This window comes from Mesorhizobium sp. LNHC229A00 (assembly GCF_000502415.1).
Taxonomy (GTDB): domain Bacteria; phylum Pseudomonadota; class Alphaproteobacteria; order Rhizobiales; family Rhizobiaceae; genus Mesorhizobium.
This window is the reverse complement of the sequence record NZ_AYWQ01000002.1, coordinates 339,459-359,502: the sequence shown is the minus strand read 5'-3', so window position 1 is coordinate 359,502 and position 20,044 is coordinate 339,459. Positions and strand designations below refer to the sequence as shown.

The 20,044-nt window shown below is 64.4% G+C and carries 13 protein-coding genes; 11 read left to right on the top strand and 2 right to left on the bottom strand.

What is annotated here, in order from left to right; translation table 11 throughout:
• The first annotated feature begins 30 nt into the window (after window positions 1-30).
• Complete coding sequence (locus X742_RS164725; RefSeq protein WP_023770427.1) at window positions 31-1,212, top strand: serine hydrolase; 1,182 nt, start codon at window positions 31-33, stop codon at window positions 1,210-1,212.
• Window positions 1,213-1,494: 282 nt separating this feature from the next.
• Window positions 1,495-3,819 (top strand): Tex family protein, encoded by a 2,325-nt coding sequence (locus X742_RS164730; protein WP_023770426.1) that lies wholly within the window; start codon window positions 1,495-1,497, stop codon window positions 3,817-3,819.
• Here X742_RS164730 and X742_RS164735 read toward each other — a convergent pair whose 3' ends face one another.
• The gene (locus tag X742_RS164735) at window positions 3,820-4,731 is read right to left on the bottom strand and encodes a LysR family transcriptional regulator (RefSeq protein ID WP_023770425.1); all 912 of its coding nucleotides are present in this window, start codon (window positions 4,729-4,731) and stop codon (window positions 3,820-3,822) included.
• Between the two features lie 103 nt (window positions 4,732-4,834).
• Between X742_RS164735 and X742_RS164740 the strand changes: the two genes are divergently transcribed.
• The 9 genes from X742_RS164740 to X742_RS164780 all read left to right on the top strand — a co-directional run bounded on the left by X742_RS164740 (window position 4,835) and on the right by X742_RS164780 (window position 18,799).
• Window positions 4,835-6,028, top strand: coding sequence for an acyl-CoA dehydrogenase (locus X742_RS164740; protein ID WP_031247668.1), 1,194 nt, complete (start codon window positions 4,835-4,837; stop codon window positions 6,026-6,028).
• Between the two features lie 115 nt (window positions 6,029-6,143).
• Window positions 6,144-9,650, top strand: coding sequence for a transglutaminase family protein (locus tag X742_RS164745; protein ID WP_023770423.1), 3,507 nt, complete (start codon window positions 6,144-6,146; stop codon window positions 9,648-9,650).
• 6 nt (window positions 9,651-9,656) lie between these two features.
• Window positions 9,657-12,068 (top strand): circularly permuted type 2 ATP-grasp protein, encoded by a 2,412-nt coding sequence (locus X742_RS164750; RefSeq protein WP_023770422.1) that lies wholly within the window; start codon window positions 9,657-9,659, stop codon window positions 12,066-12,068.
• 12 nt (window positions 12,069-12,080) lie between these two features.
• Entirely contained in the window at window positions 12,081-12,965 is an 885-nt protein-coding gene (locus X742_RS164755) for a transglutaminase family protein (RefSeq protein ID WP_023770421.1), read from the top strand.
• Window positions 12,966-13,206: 241 nt separating this feature from the next.
• Window positions 13,207-14,145: a glycosyltransferase family A protein gene (locus X742_RS164760; protein WP_023770420.1), complete on the top strand. Its 939-nt coding sequence runs from the start codon at window positions 13,207-13,209 to the stop codon at window positions 14,143-14,145.
• A 97-nt stretch (window positions 14,146-14,242) separates the two neighbouring features.
• Entirely contained in the window at window positions 14,243-15,358 is a 1,116-nt protein-coding gene (locus X742_RS164765) for a DNA topoisomerase IB (RefSeq protein WP_023770419.1), read from the top strand.
• An 83-nt stretch (window positions 15,359-15,441) separates the two neighbouring features.
• A complete protein-coding gene (locus tag X742_RS164770; protein WP_023770418.1) occupies window positions 15,442-15,816 on the top strand; it encodes a YciI family protein in 375 nt (124 codons plus the stop codon).
• Complete coding sequence (locus tag X742_RS164775) at window positions 15,813-17,087, top strand: RNA polymerase sigma factor (RefSeq protein WP_023770417.1); 1,275 nt, start codon at window positions 15,813-15,815, stop codon at window positions 17,085-17,087. Before X742_RS164770 ends, X742_RS164775 begins: the two co-directional genes overlap by 4 nt.
• 197 nt (window positions 17,088-17,284) lie before the next feature.
• Window positions 17,285-18,799: an aldehyde dehydrogenase family protein gene (locus X742_RS164780; protein WP_023770416.1), complete on the top strand. Its 1,515-nt coding sequence runs from the start codon at window positions 17,285-17,287 to the stop codon at window positions 18,797-18,799.
• A 137-nt stretch (window positions 18,800-18,936) separates the two neighbouring features.
• On the opposite strand, the gene X742_RS164785 is transcribed toward X742_RS164780, so the two are convergent.
• On the bottom strand, window positions 18,937-19,866 hold the full coding sequence (locus tag X742_RS164785; protein WP_023770415.1) for a hypothetical protein: 930 nt from the start codon (window positions 19,864-19,866) through the stop codon (window positions 18,937-18,939).
• Window positions 19,867-20,044: the final 178 nt, after the last annotated feature.

Below are 20,044 nucleotides of genomic sequence, written 5' to 3'. Positions count from 1 at the left end.
TTCAAGACCAATGGACTGGGAGGAAACGCCATGACCGGCAAGACCGCGTTCGAGACCCGATACGGATTCCGCCGCAACGAGGTGCTGCTTAGCAATTGGCGTGTGAGCCCGTTCAATCGGTGGTCGTTCCAGAATCTCGGCGAACTGGTGCCGACCGCCCGTGTGGCGGCAGCGCCCGGCGCCGCGGAAGCCCGTCAGCGGGACATGGACGGCTTGCTCGGGGAAAAGGTCACGGTCGCGACCGCACCGGAGACGGTGGCTGAATTCCTCCTGCGTTCCAGTACCGACGCAGTGACGGTGATGAAGGGCGGCAAGATCACTGGCGACTGGTTCGCGCCGCATATGGAGTTTGGCGCGCGCCACATCATCTTCTCGATCAGCAAATCGGTGACCGCGATCATCGCCGGCATACTGGAAGGCGAGGGGGTGTTCGATCCGGAAGCGCCGGTGACGGACTATATCCCTGAAGCAGCCGGCTCGGCCTATGGCGATGCAAGCGTTCGGCATGTGCTCGACATGAGCGTCAGCCTCGACTTCGAGGAGGCCTATCTCGATCCGGAAAGCGCCTTCGCCCGATATCGCCGCGCGACGCTGTGGAATCCCGGCGGCGGCACCGAAAGCCTGCGTGAATTCATCCTGACCCTGCAGCGGCTTGCCGAGCCGCATGGCCAGACCTTCCGCTACCGTTCGCCCAATTCCGACCTGCTCGGGCTGCTGCTCGAGCGCGCCTCGGGCCAGCGCTTCACCGACCTCATGCGCGAGAAGCTATGGTTGCCGCTTGGCGCCGTCAGCGAGGCCTCTGTCGGGGTCGACATGGAAGGTACGGCGCGCGCCGCCGGCGGCATTTCGGTGACGCCGCGTGACCTGGCTCGCATCGGCGAGATGCTGCGGCAGGGCGGCACGGCCAATGGCCACCGCATCGTGCCCGAGGCCTGGGTGCGCGACACCACCAGCACCGGCGGCAGTAATGAGGCCTGGCGGCGGGGCACGATGGTTTCGCTGTTTCCCAACGGGCGCTACCGCAACAAATGGTACCAGACAGGACACGAGAACGGCGCCTATTGCGGCATCGGCATCCATGGCCAGTGGCTTTATGTCGATCCTAGCACCGAAGTGGTGATCGCCAAGATGTCGTCGCAGCCGGAACCGGTCGACGATCCGCTGGATATCGAGATCGTTGCGTTCCTCGAGGCGCTGAGCCGGATGGTCTAAGGCGTGCTGATATTCAGGTGATGCCGGCCTGCGAACGGCGACTTTCCGCGCTTCCGGCGCTCAAGGACGGAATGTCCGCTGCGCTCGTCGCAAGAGAGCGACCCCGAAAGCCATCGTTCTCAGCTTGGCCTGACCTGAATCTCAACACACCTTGCGCCGTGCCTGAGCGCCCAAATCGAGGCGCTTTCCTGTGGACCTCCGCCGCCGTTGAAAACGCGGCGGTTGGCGGACCTGATGTCTGCGCTTATGGTCGCCGCTCTTTTCGACGAGAGTGGGAACGACATGGCATCCGACATCAAGCGCATCGCAACCATTATCGCGGCCGAAATCAAGGCGCGGCCGGAACAGGCGGCCGCGGCGATCGGACTGCTCGATGAGGGTGCGACGGTGCCGTTCGTGGCACGCTACCGCAAGGAAGTGACCGGCGGGCTGGATGATACGCAATTGCGCGACCTTGCCGAGCGTCTTGTGTATCTGCGCGAACTCGACGCGCGCCGCGACACCATCCTGGGCTCGATCCGCGAGCAGGGCAAACTGACCGAAGAGCTTGAAACCAAGATCGCGGGCGCCGCGACCAAGGCGGAACTCGAGGACATATACCTGCCCTACAAGCCGAAGCGCCGTACCAAGGCCGAGATCGCCCGCGAGCGTGGATTGGGGCCGCTGGCCGAAGCCATTCTCAACAACCGTTCGCTGGTGCCCGCGGACGTCGCGCTCGCCTATGTTACCGCAGAGGTAGGCGATGCGAAGGCGGCGCTCGAGGGCGCGCGCGACATCCTGTCGGAGCAATTCGCCGAGAACGCCGACCTGGTCGGCAAGCTGCGCAGCTACATGAAGGAGCGCGCCTTCCTGCGCGCCAGGGTGGTCGAGGGCAAGCAGGAAGCCGGCGCGAAATTCTCCGACTATTTCGACCATGTCGAACGTTGGGCGACCGTGCCGAGCCACCGGGCGCTCGCCATGCTGCGCGGCCGCAACGAGGAGGTGCTGTCGCTCGACATCGAGGTGGATGCCGACGACACATCGTCGGTGAAGCCGGTCGAGCGGATGATCGCCAACGCCTACGCCATCGCTGCCAGCCTGCCCGGTGACCGCTGCCTGATGGAAGTGGCAGGCTGGACCTGGCGCATCAAACTGTCGCTGCACCTGACGCTCGACCTGATGCGCGACCTGCGCGAGCGGGCCGAGGAAGAAGCGATCCATGTCTTTGCCCGTAACCTCAAGGATTTGCTGCTGGCGGCTCCCGCCGGCTCGCGGCCGACGATGGGGCTCGATCCCGGCATCCGCACCGGCGTCAAGGTGGCGGTGGTCGATGGCACCGGCAAGCTGCTGGCGACGACGACGGTCTATCCGTTTCCGCCGAGGAACGATGTGCGTGGCACGCAGGCCGAACTTGCGGCGCTTATTCGCCAGCACAAGGTCGAGCTGATCTCGATCGGCAACGGCACCGGGAGCCGCGAGACGGAGAAGCTGGTCGCCGACATGCTGTCCGACATGCCTTCGGACGGCGGCCCGAAGCCGCTCAAGGTGATCGTCAGCGAGGCGGGAGCGTCGGTCTATTCGGCCTCGGCAACGGCTGCCGCCGAGTTTCCCGGCCTCGACGTGTCGCTGCGCGGCGCGGTGTCCATCGCGCGACGGCTGCAGGATCCGCTGGCCGAACTGGTCAAGATCGAACCGAAATCCATTGGCGTCGGACAATATCAGCACGATGTCGATCAGTATCGGCTTGGTCGCTCACTGGAGGCTGTCGTGGAGGACGCCGTCAACGCGGTCGGCGTCGACCTCAACACCGCCTCGGCGCCGCTGCTGGCGCGGGTTTCAGGCCTCGGCGCGTCGCTCGCCGACGCCATCGTCGCCCATCGCGATTCGACCGGCCCGTTCGCCAGCCGCAAGGACCTGCTGAAGGTGGCACGGCTTGGACCGCGCGCGTTCGAGCAGTCCGCCGGTTTCCTGCGCATCGCCAATGGCAGCGAGCCGCTCGATGCCTCGTCGGTGCATCCGGAGGCCTATGGCGTGGCCAAGAAGATCGTCGCCGCCTGCGGCCGCGACGTGCGTTCGCTTTTGGGCGACAGTGCCGCGCTCAAGGCGCTCGACCCGCGCGTCTTCGTCGACGAGCGTTTCGGCTTGCCGACGGTGCGCGACATTCTGGCGGAGCTGGAGAAGCCCGGCCGCGACCCGCGTCCCGGCTTCAAGACGGCGACCTTCGCCGATGGCATCGACGAGATCAAGGATTTGAAGCCAGGCATGCTGCTGGAAGGCACCGTCACCAATGTCGCCGCTTTCGGCGCCTTCGTCGATATAGGCGTGCACCAGGACGGGCTGGTGCATGTCTCACAGCTCGCCGACCGCTTCATCAAGGACGCGCATGAGGTGGTCAAGGCCGGCGACGTGGTCAAGGTGCGCGTCGTCGATGTCGACATCAAGCGCAAGCGCATCGCGCTCTCCATGCGCAGGGACGGTGGCGAAGGCGGCGCATCGAAGGGCGGGCCGCGCGACAATGGCGGCGGTAGGCCGGCGCCACGCGGGCCTACACCGCAACGCCAGCCGGAGCGGCCGGCACAGCAAGGTGCGTTCGGCGCAGCGCTGGCGGACGCGCTGAAGCGAAAGTAGCTACCAAGCCAGAACAGCTGGCTCCTTCTCACGCTGGCCTAGCAGCCAGTCCCGGAAACTGGCAACCGGCGGATAGCCGCGCTTGTCGTGGGGAATAACGAGGTAATAGGCGCTGCGGCTCTGCATCGGCTGGCCGGGCGCGAGCACAAGCTGGCCGCGCTGCAGTTCGCCCTCGATGAGGATCTGCGGCAAGAGCGCCACGCCGAGCCCGGTCATGCAAGCCTGGGCGGCGGTGCCGAAATGCTCGAACTGCATGCCAGGCCCGGTCGGCGCGCTCAGGCCTTGATGCTCGAACCATTCGCTCCAGGCGCCTGGGCGCGTCGTCATGTGCAGCAGCGGCAAACGGCCGATATCGGCCGGCGTGGCGATGGTGCGGCCGGCGAGGAAGTCGGGTGACACCACCGGCGCCACCGTCTCGTGCACCAGAAGTGTCGAGTCGGCGTCCGGCCAGTCCGGCAGGCCGTAGTGGATGGCGGCATCCAACCGTTCGCGGGCGAAGTCGAAGCGCCCGACGCGGGTGACGAAATTGATGGTGATGTCGGGATTGTTCTCGACGAAATCGGGGATCATCGGCATCAGCCAACGTGTGCCGAAAGTCGGCAGAATGGCAAGATTCAGGATGCCACTATGCCGGTTGCTCATCAATCCAAGAGCTGCGTCACGCAACTGGCCAAGCGCCGAGCGTACCGCTTCGGCGTAGATTTCACCTGCCGTGGAGAGCCTTACATTGCGACTGTCGCGTTCGAACAGCGGCCGGTCGAACTGATCTTCCAAAAGCCTGATCTGGCGGCTGACCGCACCTTGGGTCAGGTCCAATTCCCGGGCGGCGGCGGTGAAGGAGCCAAGTCGCGCCACGGCCTCGAAGGCGGCAAGGGCGCTGATGTTGGGCAAAAGGCGGCGCTGGACACTCATGATCCATTCCTAACGCTCATTGATCGGTGAAGCAATTTCGTTTGATTTTTTCAGGCCACGAGCCGATAAGCCGGGCTTCACCTGTCTCAAGGATCGAGAAGCCATGGCCGACAAGAATGCATTCGTGTGGGAAGACCCGTTCCTGATCGAGGACCAGCTTTCGCAGGACGAGCGCATGGTGCGCGATGGCGCTGCCGCCTTTGCCGCCGACAAGCTCGCGCCGCGTATCGAGGAAGCCTATCTCAACGAGACCTTCGACACGGCGATCTTCCGCGAGATGGGCGAGGCCGGCCTGCTCGGGATCAACATTCCGGAGGAGTTCGGTGGCCTCGCCGCCAGCTATGTCACCTACGGGCTGGTGGCGCGGGAAGTCGAACGCGTCGATTCCGGCTATCGCTCGATGATGTCGGTGCAGTCGTCGCTGGTGATGTACCCGATCTACGCCTATGGCTCGGACGAACAGCGCAGGAAGTATCTGCCCAAGCTCGCCAGCGGCGAGTGGATCGGCTGCTTCGGGCTGACCGAGCCGGATGCCGGCTCCGACCCCGGCGGCATGAAGACCCGCGCCGAAAAGACCGCCAGCGGCTACAAGCTCTCCGGCTCCAAGATGTGGATTTCCAATGCGCCGGTCGCCGACGTGTTCGTCGTATGGGCGAAGTTGAAGGGCGAGAACGGCAAGGACGAGATCCGCGGTTTCGTGCTGGAGAAAGGCATGAGAGGGCTGTCGGCGCCGAAGATCGGCGGCAAGCTGTCGCTGCGGGCGTCGATCACCGGCGAGGTGGTGATGGAAGGCGTCGAGGTCGGCGAGGACGCGCTGTTGCCCAACGCCAAGGGCCTCGGCGGACCGTTCGGTTGCCTCAACCGAGCCCGCTACGGCATCTCCTGGGGTTCCATGGGAGCAGCGGAAGACTGCTGGCATCGCGCTCGACAGTATGGCCTTGACCGCAAGCAGTTCGGCAAGCCGCTGGCCGGCACCCAGCTCTACCAGAAGAAGCTCGCCGACATGCAGACCGAGATCGCTCTGGGGTTACAGGCTTCGTTGCGCGTCGGGCGCCTGCTCGATGAAGGCAAGATGGCGCCGGAAATGATCTCGATCGTCAAGCGCAACAATTGCGGCAAGGCGCTCGACATCGCCCGCCAGGCCCGCGACATGCATGGCGGCAACGGCATCCAGATTGGCTATCACGTCATGCGCCACGCGCAGAATCTGGAGACCGTCAACACCTACGAAGGCACGCATGACGTACACGCGCTGATCCTGGGGCGGGCGCAGACCGGAATACAGGCGTTCTTTTGAGTGACTTTAAGGCGGCAAAGGGTTCTTTAATTTAGGTGCACCGCAACATCCGCTTGGAGAATGGCGGCCAGATGTGTCAGGGTTCGGCTGATGAAACGCCGAACTCCGGGGCCCCATGGCAATTCTGGCAGCCGTCTACCACCTGACCCACTATAAATACGACCGGCCGGTGGTTCTCGGCCCCCAAATCATCAGGCTGCAGCCTGCACCGCATTCCCGCACCAAGGTGTTGAGCCATTCGCTGAAGGTGGAGCCGGCGAACCACTTCGTCAATCTGCAGCAGGATCCTTACGGCAACTTCCTCGCCCGTTTCGTCTTTCCCGAGCCGGTGACGGAGCTGAAGATCGAGGTCGACCTCGTCGCCGACATGACCGTCTACAATCCGTTCGACTTCTTTGTCGAACCGTCGGCCGAGGCGTTCCCGTTCGACTATCCCGAGGAGATCCGCGACGATCTCACTATCTACCGGACGCCGGAGCCGGCCGGGCCGCTGCTCCAGGCGTTTCTGAAAACCGTCGACCGCAGCGCGCCCAACACGGTCAATTTCCTCGTCGATCTCAATGCGCGCTTGCAGCGCGAGATCGCCTATATCGTGCGCATGGAGACCGGCGTGTTCTCGCCGGAGGAAACGCTGGCGGCCGCCAAGGGCTCGTGCCGCGATTCGAGCTGGCTCTTGGTGCAGATCCTGCGCAATCTCGGCATCGCCGCGCGCTTCGTCTCGGGCTATCTGATCCAGCTCAGGCCCGACCTTGTCGCGCTGGATGGGCCGGCCGGCACAGCGGTCGATTTCACCGACCTGCATGCCTGGTGCGAGGTCTATCTTCCTGGTGCCGGCTGGATCGGCTTCGACCCGACCTCGGGCCTGCTCACCGGCGAAAGCCATGTGCCGCTGGCCGCCACACCGCATTTCCGCAATGCCGCACCTATTTCCGGCATGGGGAGCTTCGCCAATGTCGAGTTCGGCTTCGAGATGCGGGTCGACCGCATCGCCGAGCATCCGCGCATCACCAAGCCTTTCTCCGACGAGAGCTGGCAGGCGCTCGACGCGCTCGGCAACAAGGTCGATGCCGCGCTCGCGGCCGGGGATGTGCGGCTGACCATGGGGGGCGAGCCGACCTTCGTCTCGATAGACGATTTCGAGGCCGCCGAATGGAACACCGCCGCCGTTGGGCCAACCAAGCGCGAAAAGGCCGACGCGCTGATCAGAAAACTGCGCGAACGTTTCGCGCCAGGTGGTTTCCTCCACTACGGCCAAGGCAAATGGTATCCCGGTGAAAGCCTGCCGCGCTGGACGTTTTCGCTCTTTTGGCGCGCCGACGGAGAGCCGGTGTGGAGCGACCCGTCGCTGATCGCGCGGGAANGCGAACGTTTCGCGCCAGGTGGTTTCCTCCACTACGGCCAAGGCAAATGGTATCCCGGTGAAAGCCTGCCACGCTGGACGTTTTCGCTCTTTTGGCGCGCCGACGGAGAGCCGGTGTGGAGCGACCCGTCGCTGATCGCGCGGGAAGATAGTTCGGCTGATATCGGGCCGAAACAAGCCGAAAGCCTGCTGACGGCGATCGCCGGCGAACTCGGCATCGACACGTCCATGGTCAGCGAAGCCTATGAGGATCCAGCCGAATGGCTGCTCAAGGAAGGCAAGCTGCCCGAGAATGTCGACCCGGCCAATTCGAAGCTCGAAGATCCGGAGGAACGCAGCCGCATGGCGAGAGTGTTCGAGCGCGGGCTGACCAAGCCGTCCGGCTATGTGCTGCCGGTGCAGCGCTGGAACAGCCAGGCGTCGGATCCGCGCTGGCGTTCGGAAAAATGGACGACGCGGCGCGGCCGTCTGTTCCTGGTGCCCGGCGATTCACCGGTCGGCTATCGCCTGCCGCTGGGCACGCTGCCCTATGTGCCGCCGGCGCAGTTCCCCTACATCGTGCCCGTCGATCCGTCACTGCCGCGTGACCCGCTGCCCGTGCGCGAAGCGATCTTGCCAGCGGCCGCTCCGGCGGAACTCGAAGGCGCCGACGAAATGGCCCGCCGCCAGCACGCAGCTTCGTTCACGGCGACGAGCGGCCAGCAGGATCGCGTCGAGCAGGAGATCACCGAGATTGGTGGCGCGGTGCGCACGGCACTTTCGGTCGAACCGCGCGACGGGCGGCTGTGCGTGTTCATGCCGCCGGTCGAGGCGCTCGAGGATTATCTCGAACTCGTCGCCGCCGCCGAGAACGCGGCAAAGGCGATTGGCGTTCCCGTGCACATCGAGGGCTACGGTCCGCCGCATGACCCGCGCCTCAACGTCATCCGCGTGGCACCCGATCCCGGCGTCATCGAGGTCAACATCCACCCAGCTTCCAACTGGCGAGATTGCGTGGCCACCACAACGGCAATCTACGAGGAAGCGCGGCAGACGCGGCTTGGCGCCGACAAGTTCATGATCGACGGCCGCCACACCGGTACCGGAGGCGGCAACCATGTCGTCGTCGGCGGCGCGACGCCCAATGACAGCCCGTTCCTGCGCCGGCCCGACCTGCTGAAGAGCCTGGTGCTGCAATGGCAGCGGCATCCCTCGCTGTCCTATCTGTTCTCCGGCCTGTTCATCGGCCCGACCAGCCAGGCGCCGCGCTTCGACGAGGCGCGGCACGATTCGCTCTACGAGCTCGAAATCGCGATGGCGCAGGTGCCGCATCCCGAACAAGGTGCCGCACCCTTGCCGTGGCTGGTCGACCGGTTGTTCCGCAACCTGTTGACCGATGTCACCGGCAATACGCATCGCTCGGAAATCTGCATCGACAAGCTGTTTTCCCCGGATGGTCCAACCGGCCGGCTTGGCCTTGTCGAATTCCGCGGATTCGAGATGCCGCCCAATGCGCGCATGTCCCTGGCGCAGCAATTGCTGGTGCGGGCCATCATTGCCCGCGCGTGGAAAACTCCGCTCGACGGGCGCTTCGCGCGTTGGGGCACCTCGCTCCATGACCGCTTCATGCTGCCGCATTATGTCTGGGCGGACTTTCTCGACGTGCTCGACGACCTCAAGCTCAATGGGTTCGAATTCCGGCCCGAATGGTTCGATGCCCAGCTCGAGTTCCGCTTTCCCTTCTGCGGCGAGGTGCAGCATGCCGGCATCAAACTGGAACTGCGGCAGGCACTGGAACCGTGGCACGTGATGGGCGAGCAGGGCGCGATCGGCGGCACCGTGCGCTTCGTCGATTCCTCGGTCGAACGGCTGCAGGTCAGGACCGAAGGCCTCAATCCGGAGCGCCATGCGATCGTCTGCAACGGTCGTATCGTGCCGATGAGGGTTACCGACAACAGAGAGGTCGCGGTGGCTGGCGTGCGCTTCAAGGCCTGGCAGCCGGCCTCGGGCCTGCATCCGGCCCTTCCGGTCAACACGCCGCTGGTGTTCGATATCTATGACCGCTGGTCCGGCCGGGCGGTCGGCGGCTGCGTCTACCATGTCGCGCATCCCGGGGGGCGCAGCTACGACACTTTCCCGGTCAACGGCAACGAGGCGGAGGCACGGCGGCTCGCCCGCTTCGAACCGCGCGGCCACACACCCTCCGGCTATGTGTTGCGCGAGGAACAGCCGGCGGAAGATTTCCCGATGACCCTTGACCTCAGGCGTCCACCAAGACTGTGATCTGACATGGCAAAGGGGAATCACAAAAGGGTGCGCGGCAAGCCGCAGGCCCGTAGCCTGCTGGAGCACTACCAGCCGATCGACGGCGTCGTCGACGAGATGGTCGACGCGTCAGGTAATCCCCGTCCGGTCTGGAAGCATTTTGTCGAAGCGCTGGACGAACTCGGGGCCGAGAAGCTCGGCCAGCGCTTCGCCCGCGCCGACCAGTATCTGCGCGATGCGGGTGTCTACTACCGCGTCTACGACAAGGCGGGCGCCAACGAGCGGGAATGGCCGCTGGCGCATATCCCCGTGCTCATCGAGGACAGCGAGTGGCAGGCGGTCAGCGCCGGCTTGGTGCAGCGCGCCGAACTGTTCGAGGAAATTGTTGCCGATATCCACGGGCCGAACCGGCTGGTCGAAAAAGGCATCCTGCCAGCAGGACTGATCGCGGCGAGCCCTGAATATTTGCGGCCCCTGGTCGGCACCAGGCCGGCCGGAGGGCATTTCCTGCACTTCTGCGCCTTCGAACTCGGCCGCGGTCCGGACGGCCGCTGGTGGGTGCTGGGCGACCGCACCCAGGCGCCTTCGGGCGCCGGCTTCGCGCTGGAAAACCGGGTCGCCACCACGCGCGCTTTGTCCGACATCTATGGCGAGATGCATGTGCACCGGCTCGCCGGCTTCTTCCGACGCTTTCGCGATGCGCTGATCGGCATGGCAAAGGAGAGCGACGGGCGCGTCGCCATCCTGACCCCGGGGCCACTCAACGAGACCTATTACGAACACGCCTATATCGCCCGCTACCTCGGCATCATGCTGCTCGAAGGCGAGGACCTGACCGTTTCCGGCGGCAAGCTGATGGTGCGGACGGTGTCCGGTCTGATGCCGATCAGCGTGCTGTGGCGGCGGCTCGATGCCGCGTTCGCCGATCCGCTCGAGCTGCGCCCGGATTCGCAGATCGGTACGCCGGGCCTGGTCGAGGCGATCCGCCAAGGCACGGTGTCCACCGTCAATGCGCTGGGCTCGGGCCTGATGGAGACGCGCGCGCTGCTCGCCTTTCTGCCCAAGATCGCGCGCGAATTGTGGGGCGAGGAGCTGCTTTTGCCCAGTGTGGCGACATGGTGGTGCGGACAGGAGACGGAGCGCGCCCACGTGCTCGCCAATATCGACCGCATGGTGGTCGGCCCGGCGCTGTCGACAAGACTTGCCTTCGAAGATGACGGACAGACGAAGCTCGGCTCGGCTCTCTCGGTCGGTGAGCGGGCGGAACTGGTGGCGCGCATCGAACGCGACGGCAAGGCCTTCGTCGGCCAGGAGGCGGTGACGCTTTCGACGACGCCGGTCTATGTCGGCGGCTGGCTGGAACCGCGGCCGGCGAGCCTTCGCGTCTACCTGGCGCGTACGCCCGAGGGCTGGACGGTGATGCCGGGCGGGTTTGCGCGCGTTGGCCTGTCGCTCGACCCAACGGCGATCGCCATGCAGCGCGGCGGCCAGGCGGCTGATGTCTGGGTGGTCAGCGACAGACCCGTGGAGCGCGAGACGCTGCTGCCGCAGGAGAGCGACAGCTTCAACCGTACCATGCCCGGCAGCCTGCCCAGCCGCGCGGCGGAAAACCTGACCTGGCTCGGCCGCTACATCGAACGCTCGGAAGACACGGTGCGTATCCTGCGCGCCTATCACGTGCGGCTCGCCGAAACGTCCGATCCGGACATGCCGCTGCTGGCCGATATCAGGGATTATCTCGAACCGTTCGGCATCGATGTCGAAACGGCAATCCCGCCAGGGCTGATCGGCACGCTCGACAGCGCGGTCTACAGCGCCGGCCAGATCCGCGATCGTTTCTCGCCGGATGGCTGGCTGGCGCTCAAGGATTTGTCAAAAACGATCCATCAGTTCGCCACCACCGTGGCGCCCGGCGACGATGCGACGCGGGCGATGACCGTGATCCTGCGCAAGCTGGCCGGATTCTCAGGCCTTTTGCATGAGAACATGTACCGCTTCGCTGGCTGGCGGTTCCTCGAGATCGGCCGGCGGCTGGAGCGCGGCATCCAGATCGCCAGCACGCTGGCCCGACTGACCAGCAGCAAGGCGCCGGACGGGGCGCTGGACATGATGCTGGAGATCGGCGACAGCGTCATGACCCATCGACGGCAATATCCGGTGCAGGCCGGCCGGCGCACGGTGATCGACCTCCTGGCGCTCGATCCACTCAATCCACGCTCCATCCTGTTCCAATTGGAACGGCTGAAAGCCGAGATAGGGCTATTGCCGGCGACCGGCGGCGAGGGGCACATGTCGGCGGCAGCCAAGGAAATCCTGCAGCTCAACACGTCCATCGCCATCAAGGAGCCGGCAGACATGACGGTGAAGGCGTTGAACGATCTCGCGGGCGAAATAGGCGGGCTCTACAGCAGCCTCGCCAAAGCCTATTTCGGCTAGAAAGAGATGGCCATGCTGTACGACATCAGGCTTCTGCTCCACTACGACTATGCTGCCGCGGCTGGTGGCGGACGCCATCAGGTGCGCGTGCTGCCGTCGACCATTGACGGTGTGCAGCGTGTCATCGCCGCTTCGCTTTCTTTTTCACCCGCACCCAACGAAAGGTCGGATTTTTCCGATTTCTTCGGCAACAATGTCACTTCGATCGCTTTTCGCGACGCCCATGACACGCTCGACATCAGGATGAGCGCGCGTGTGTCGGTGGCGCGGCCCGAGCCGGGGCTCGACGTGTCGCCGGATCTCGGCCGCCTTCGACAGGATCTGGCCGCCGTGCGGTCGCTTGCGCCTGCCTCGCCGCACCATTTCCTGGCCGCCAGCAGCCATGCGGGCATCGATGCGGCGATCACCGCATTCGCGCAAGACAGCATCGGAATCTCGGCCGCGGGGACGGCGATGAACCTGTGCAATCGCATCCATCGCGATTTCACATACGATGACGAGGCGACCACGGTGCGGACCCGGGCCAGCGACGCCTTCCAGCTGAAGCGGGGCGTCTGTCAGGATTTCTCGCACATCATGATCGCCGGCTTACGCGGGCTCGGCATTCCGGCCGGCTATGTCAGCGGCTTCCTGCGCACCATTCCGCCCAAAGGCAAGCCCCGGCTCGAAGGCGCGGATGCCATGCATGCCTGGGTCAAGGTCTGGTGCGGGCGTGATGCCGGCTGGCAGGAGTTCGATCCGACCAATGGCATGCGGGCCTCCAACGACCATATCACCGTTGGTTGCGGGCGCGACTATTCGGATGTGGCGCCCATCGTCGGCGTGCTGAAGACGACTGGCGGACAGGTCGGCGACCAGGCTGTCGACGTCATCCCGGTCGTGCTCGAAAAAGCGTGAAACGGGGCGCATTAACTTGCCCGGCGCTGCGAGTTCCCACAAGGATGGGGCAGACTTCTCAAAGATCGATACGGCCAGTAGAGCAGTTCACCGGTTCACGGAAAAGGCGAGCCGATCCAAGTCTTTGATTGCGCGCAATTCCGGCGGGAAAAGCCGTTTCACACTTTTCCTGTAAGTCCTTAGTCTGTATTCGTCTTAACGGAGAATAGTCTAGGCTGCCGCACAGGCATGAGGTTTGTCATTGAAAACCGTCAGCGTCGTCATACCCGCCTACAATGCGGCGGCAACGATCGCTAAAACGCTGGCGTCGCTTGGCGGAGAGGCCGGGTTTATCGGCGAGGTCCTGCTGGTCGACGACCAATCGACCGATGGCACGGCCGATGCGGCGCGGCAGGCCGCGGCGCAATCATCCCTGCCTTTGCGCGTGCTGCCCGCCAGTTGCCGCGACGCCGGCGGCGCCCGCAACCTGGCGCTCGACGAGGCAGCCCATCCGTGGGTCTACCTGATCGACGCCGACGACCTGCACCTGCAGGGCGGCTTAAGCTCCTTGCTGTCGCAGGCGGAAACCCAGCCCAAGGCCGACATGATCGTCGGCGCCTTCCGGCGCAGGGTGAACGGCCAGGACCGGCAGATCAAGGTGCCAAACGGCTATACCGCGGCCTGCCTCACCAACGCCTCGGCCTACGTGAAAGGGGATATACGCTCGGTGGCGGTGGGCAGCGTGCTGGCTTCCCGGCGTCTCATCGGCGAGACCCGGTTCCCCGTCGGGCTCGCCTTCGATGAGGACACGCTGTTCTGGGCGCGGCTGATGAGCAAGGCGTCGCTGGTCATGGTTCACCGCCCCGTCATGATCTACGAAGTTTCAGCGGAGCGCTCGGACGATCGCTTCACGGTCGACCCGGTGCGGCGCTTCCTGGACTGGCGCCGGGAGCTGCGTACGCTCACCGATTGCGGCATCCCGATTTCGGCACTGAAAGCCAGGGAGGGCCTCGTCGCGCTCAAGATCGCCCGTGTCCATTATGCGCGGGGCGACCTGGACATGGCCGCGCGCTTTCTCGCAATAGCCTCGGCGGCGCCGAAGCGGCGCTCGGAAGCTTGGCGATGCCTGCGCTACAAATTCAAGCTCGCGGCGCGCCGCCGGCTATCCCTTCCGCCGACACAGATGCAGCGCGCATTGTAGGCCTGACCGCTGCCACGGGGATTGCCTTCTTTCCAGACGGGTGTGGAACCGGCGGTCAACCCGCAGCTTATCTACGCATATTTCGTGTGGAGCTTACATGCTGCAGAGAACCGGATCGTCGCGCAGCCGATTGGCCGATGCTGATAGCGTAGCCAAGAATGGAGCACAGATTTCCGCCAGGGGTGCCGCGCTGACCTATGTCAGCGATGCCGAGCCCGGCATCCGTCGGCTGAAGGCAGGCAAGGGATTCGCTTACAAGCTAGCGGACGGGAAAGCGGTCTCCGGTGCCGACAGAGCGCGCATCGCGGCGATCGTCATTCCGCCGGCCTGGACCGATGTCTGGATTTCGCCCGATCCGAACGGGCATATCCAGGCGACCGGAAGGGATCAGCGGGGGCGCAAGCAGTATCGCTATCATCCGCAATGGGCCGAGGAGCGCGACGGCGCCAAATATTCGAGCTTGGTGGCTTTCGCCGAAAGCCTGCCGGACCTTCGGCGCAGGATCGACAGCGACCTGCGCCGTCACGGCCTGCCGCTCGAACGCGTCGCCGCCGCGGTGGTCTGGCTGCTCGACAACACGATGATCCGCGTCGGCAATGCAGCCTATGCTCGCGACAACAAGAGCTTCGGCCTGACGACATTGCGGGACCGGCATGTCGACATCAAGGGATCGAGCCTGCGCTTCGCCTTCAAGGGCAAGTCCGGCAAGGAATGGAGATTGAAGCTGGTTGACCGCCGGATCGCGGGGATTGTTCGGAGCGCGCAGGACCTGCCCGGCCAAAAACTGTTCCAGTATCTCGACGAGGACGGTAACAGACGCCCTGTCCGCTCCGATGACGTGAACCACTATATCCGCCAAGCGGTCGGCGACGCGTTCAGTTCGAAGCACTTCCGCACATGGGGCGGCACCATCCACGCCGCGTCCCTGTTTGCGCAGACGGAACTGCCTGAGAGCCAGGCACAGCAAAAACGGGTGATGAACAACCTCATCGACAAGGTGGCCGAACGGCTGGGCAATACGCGCGCGGTCTGCCGCAAATGCTATATCCATCCGCGGGTCTTCGAGGCATGGAGCGAAGGACGACTGCTTGCCGAAATGGCGGAAGCCAACAAGCGCAAGCGGTCCATCGAAGGCCTTGATGAAGAGGAAGCGCTCGTGTTGAGGTGGTTGAAAACGCAGGAGGACCGATCGGCGGCAATCAGCGGCCGCTGAATCCGCGACGTCTCGATTTTTTTATCGACGCCATGTCGGGATCGGCCCTACTGTTTCGTCCTTTGATACAGAAAGGACCGCCCATGCTCTATGCCATCCTCTGCTACGCCTGCGAAGACGTCGTCTGTTCCTGGAGCAAGGAACAGGACGACAAGGTCATGGCCGACCTGCTCGGCGTTCAGGAGAAGTATGCCAACGCCGGCCGGCTTGGGCCCGTGGCGCGGCTTTTGCCGACGACGGCGGCAACGACGCTGCGGAAAGTGAAAGGTGAATCGCTGGTCATCGACGGGCCGTTCGCCGAGACCAAGGAACAGTTCCTCGGTTTCTACACGCTCGATTGCGCCGACCTCGACGAGGCCGTCGAATTCGCCCGCGAACTCTCCGAGGTCAACCCAAGCGGCGGTTCCTACGAAATCCGCCCGGTATCGGTGTTCAATCCGACCAGGGTTCCGGCATGACCGAACTCGCCTGGATAAGCTCCGCGATCAGCGCTGCCCGCCCACAGGCGATGGGCGCGCTGCTGCGCTATTTCCGCGATCTCGACACGGCGGAGGAAGCTTTCCAGGATGCCTGCCTCAAGGCGCTGAAGAACTGGCCGCAGAACGGGCCGCCTCGCGATCCGGCGGCCTGGTTGATATTCGTCGGCCGCAACAGCGGCATCGACGCGGTGCGCAAGCGTGCCAAGCAGGCGCCGATGCCGGAAGAGGACCAAGTTTCCGATCTGGAGGACGCCGAAAGCGACATCGCCGAGCGGCTGGACGGAGCGCATTATCGCGACGACATATTGCGGCTGCTGTTCATCTGCTGTCACCCTGATTTACCCGCGACGCAGCAGATCGCGGTGGCGCTGCGCGTCGTCTCCGGCCTCACCGTCAAGCAGATCGCGCGCGCCTTCCTGGTCGGCGAGAGCGCGATGGAGCAGCGCATCACCCGCGCCAAGGCGCGCATCGCGGACGCCGGCGTCCCGTTCGAGACGCCGGGCGCGATCGAGCGCTCCGAGCGGCTCGCGGCGGTCGCGTCCATGGTCTACCTTATCTTCAACGAGGGCTATTCGACCAACAGCGGCGAGGCGCCGGCTCGCGCGCCATTGTGCGAGGAAGCGATCCGGCTTGCCCGGCTGCTGCTGCGGCTGTTCCAAACCGAGCCGGAGATCATGGGGCTGACGGCGCTGCTTCTGCTGCAGCACGCACGCGCACCGGCACGTTTTGACAATGACGGCGAGATCGTGCTGCTCGAGGACCAGGATCGAAGCCTGTGGAGCCGCAAGATGATCGACGAAGGGCTGGCGCTCGTCGACAAGGCGCTGCGCCATCGCAAGCCAGGTCCCTATCAAGTCCAGGCGGCGATCGCAGCGCTCCATGCGCGGGCCGAGAAAGCCGAGGACACCGACTGGGTGGAGATCGACCTGCTCTACGGCCTGCTCGAGCAGATGCAGCCGTCGCCGGTCATCACGCTCAACCGTGCGGTCGCGGTCGCCAAGGTGCGCGGACCGGAAGCGGCCCTGGCGATGATCGAGCCGCTCGAGCAGAGGCTTTCGGGCTATTTCCATTTCTTCGGCCTCAAGGGCGGGCTGTTGATGCAACTCGACCGGGGCGAGGAGGCACGCATTGCCTTCGACCGCGCCATCGCGCTCGCCAACACGGCGGCGGAAGCAGCCCATATCCGTATGCATATCGACCGTCTGATCAAGGACGGCGCCGTACGCACGCCGGCGAAAAAGGCAAACTGAGCCCCTACGCCCGTTCTGCTCAAGCGTCGCCTGGCTCAATCGTGCAGCCCGGGCTTGGACCATGGCGGGGTGGCGATTTCCCCCTGAAACAGGTAATGGCACGCCATGACAGCCCCTTCCAGCCGTGACGGCGCCGGAAGGCATGGCAAGGCGTTGAGCCGCGCCCTACGAGCGGCGGGATTCTGAAAGGGACAGAAATGACGATAGCGAAGGAAACGGCCGAGCTTCTGGCGAAACTGGGCGTGGCCAAGGAGGCGCTTGACGGCGGCGACCTGGTCGTGCGCAGCCCGGTGACGGGTGAGCGGATCGCGACGCTGAAGACGATCTCGCCGGCCGACGCGGCAAAGACCATCGATGCAGCCCACAAGGCGTTCCAGTCCTGGCGACTGGTGCCGGGTCCCAAGCGCGGCGAACTGGTGCGGCTGCTGGGCGAAGAACTGCGCACGCACAAGACCGAGCTTGGCCGGCTGGTGTCGATCGAGGTCGGCAAGATCCCGTCCGAAGGGCTCGGCGAAGTTCAGGAGATGATCGACATCTGCGATTTCGCCGTTGGTCTGTCCCGGCAATTGTACGGCCTGACCATCGCCACCGAGCGCCCGGGCCACCGCATGATGGAAACCTGGCATCCGCTTGGCGTCGTCGGTGTCATCTCCGCATTCAACTTCCCGGTCGCGGTGTGGTCGTGGAACGCAGCACTTGCGCTGGTTTGCGGCGATGCAGTGGTATGGAAGCCGTCGGAGAAGACGCCGCTGACCGCGCTTGCCTGCGAGGCGATCTTCAAGCGTGCGGTCAAGCGCTTCGGTACCGACGCACCGCAAGGCCTGGCACCGGTTCTGATCGGCGACCGTGCGGTCGGCGAAATCCTGGTCGACCATCCCAGGGTGCCGCTGGTTTCGGCCACCGGTTCGACGCGCATGGGCCGGGATGTCGGTCCGCGCCTGGCCAAGCGTTTCGCCCGCGCCGTGTTGGAACTGGGCGGCAACAATGCCGGCATCGTCTGCCCGACGGCCGATCTCGACATGGCGCTGCGCGCCATCGCTTTCGGCGCCATGGGCACCGCGGGCCAGCGCTGCACGACGCTGCGCCGCCTGTTCGTCCATGACAGCGTCTATGATGCCTTGGTGCCGCGGCTGAAGAAGGCTTATCAGAGTGTCTCGGTCGGCAATCCGCTGGAGACCTCGTCACTGGTCGGTCCGCTGATCGACAAGGCCGCCTTCGATGCCATGCAGAAGGCGCTGACGGAAGCGGCCGCGCATGGGGGCAAGGTGACTGGCGGCAGCCGAGTCGAGAACGGTCATCCCGATGCCTATTATGTGCACCCGGCACTAGTCGAAATGCCGAAGCAGGTTGCACCGGTGACGGAAGAGACCTTCGCGCCGATCCTCTATGTGATGAAGTATTCCGATTTCGACGCTGTGCTCGACGAGCACAATGCGGTCGGCGCCGGCCTGTCGTCGTCGATCTTCACCCGCGACCTGCAGGAATCCGAGCGCTTCCTCGGTGTCGACGGTTCGGATTGCGGCATTGCCAACGTCAATATCGGTACTTCCGGCGCCGAGATCGGGGGCGCTTTCGGTGGGGAAAAGGAAACCGGTGGCGGCCGCGAGAGCGGCTCCGATGCGTGGAAAGCCTATATGCGGCGCGCCACCAACACCGTGAATTATTCCAAGGCGCTGCCGCTTGCACAGGGCGTCTCGTTCGACATCGATTGAGAACGCCGGCCCGGTTCGGGTGTCTTTGCGCACCCGAACATCTTTCACATGGTGCCGAGATGCGCCGAAGAGGCGCAACCAGTCTGACCAGCGCCGCGCCCGCGCGATTCGACGCTTTAAATAAGCCTGTATCACCTTCACAAGTTGGGAGGTGGCGGGACTCGGCGGTCGGTGGAAAAACACGCTGCGAAGGCGCTGTCGACGACGGCCAGCTTGGCGGCCTGGACGATCATGTATTCGTCATAGAATCCGTGCGACACCCACATCACCGAATTGCCGCGCTGACCAAGCCAGCCAATGCTGCCGAGTTCCTCCGCCGTGCGCAGTTTACGGCCGAGATGGGTCCGCGACAGCTTGAGCCATTTGGCGAAGTCGCCGATCGAAACCACGCCGGTCGGAATTCGCTCCAGCCCGGCATGGTCAGGGTTGATGCCTGACATCAGCCAGTCCATGACGATGCCGCCATTGTTGAGCCAGATGAACAGGGAAAAGGTCTGGTTGGGTTCACGCACCGGCTTTGAGGCAAGCAAGCCGTCAGCCACCAGGGGCTGCAGCGTGGCAAGCATGTCGGGCCGCTCAAGAAACCTGGCCAGCCGGTTGCCGCCATCGATATGGTCGAGCGTGCGCAGATGGGCTGTAACCCAGCCGGTGAATCGCTCAATCGTCGCCGCCGTCGGTTGCAGGGGATGCGTGCGGCCGTCCCCACCAGCCACATACTCGGCGATGTTGTAGTGCAGCATCTCCTTGATGAAGGCGTCCGCCGTGTTGCGGCTGGCCACCGCGTTCTTGTGCACGACCTCGATGAAACGCGATACCGTCAGGTCCTTGCGGCGGTCGTTGGGGTCGCGCCTGAAGTGCATGGCAAGGCCGACATGGCCCAACAGCCAGCGTTGCTGCGTGGCAAAGATGGAAGCCAGTCGCGGGCTTTCCTCATAGATGCGGATCAGGGACTGCGACTGTTCCTGAACGTAGCGGTGCAAGGCTGGATGGCCGGCTATGTCTTGCAGATTCAGCACTGATCTCCCGATGCCTTGGATCAACTCGCATGGCGAGATTGCGTTCCCCATTTTCCAGTCTTCAACATCTATGTCCAGACGGATCAACTACGAAGAACAGGGCCAGCAGAGACACAGATCCACGGCAACGGTTATGCGTCTCGTTTGCTATGGCTTGAGAAGCCCTTCCCGAATTGTTAGCCGAACGGCGAGATCCAGCCGCAGCGTGGCGCAACGGTCGTCAAGGGCG

What these genes read in the sequence shown, in the direction of transcription:
- X742_RS164725 (WP_023770427.1), top strand. Translation starts at nt 31, where the DNA reads ATGACCGGCAAGACCGCGTTCGAGACCCGATACGGATTCCGCCGCAAC.
- X742_RS164730 (WP_023770426.1), top strand. Translation starts at nt 1,495, where the DNA reads ATGGCATCCGACATCAAGCGCATCGCAACCATTATCGCGGCCGAAATC.
- X742_RS164735 (WP_023770425.1), bottom strand. Translation starts at nt 4,731, where the DNA reads ATGAGTGTCCAGCGCCGCCTTTTGCCCAACATCAGCGCCCTTGCCGCC.
- X742_RS164740 (WP_031247668.1), top strand. Translation starts at nt 4,835, where the DNA reads ATGGCCGACAAGAATGCATTCGTGTGGGAAGACCCGTTCCTGATCGAG.
- X742_RS164750 (WP_023770422.1), top strand. Translation starts at nt 9,657, where the DNA reads ATGGCAAAGGGGAATCACAAAAGGGTGCGCGGCAAGCCGCAGGCCCGT.
- X742_RS164755 (WP_023770421.1), top strand. Translation starts at nt 12,081, where the DNA reads ATGCTGTACGACATCAGGCTTCTGCTCCACTACGACTATGCTGCCGCG.
- X742_RS164765 (WP_023770419.1), top strand. Translation starts at nt 14,243, where the DNA reads ATGCTGCAGAGAACCGGATCGTCGCGCAGCCGATTGGCCGATGCTGAT.
- X742_RS164770 (WP_023770418.1), top strand. Translation starts at nt 15,442, where the DNA reads ATGCTCTATGCCATCCTCTGCTACGCCTGCGAAGACGTCGTCTGTTCC.
- X742_RS164775 (WP_023770417.1), top strand. Translation starts at nt 15,813, where the DNA reads ATGACCGAACTCGCCTGGATAAGCTCCGCGATCAGCGCTGCCCGCCCA.
- X742_RS164780 (WP_023770416.1), top strand. Translation starts at nt 17,285, where the DNA reads ATGACGATAGCGAAGGAAACGGCCGAGCTTCTGGCGAAACTGGGCGTG.
- X742_RS164785 (WP_023770415.1), bottom strand. Translation starts at nt 19,866, where the DNA reads ATGGGGAACGCAATCTCGCCATGCGAGTTGATCCAAGGCATCGGGAGA.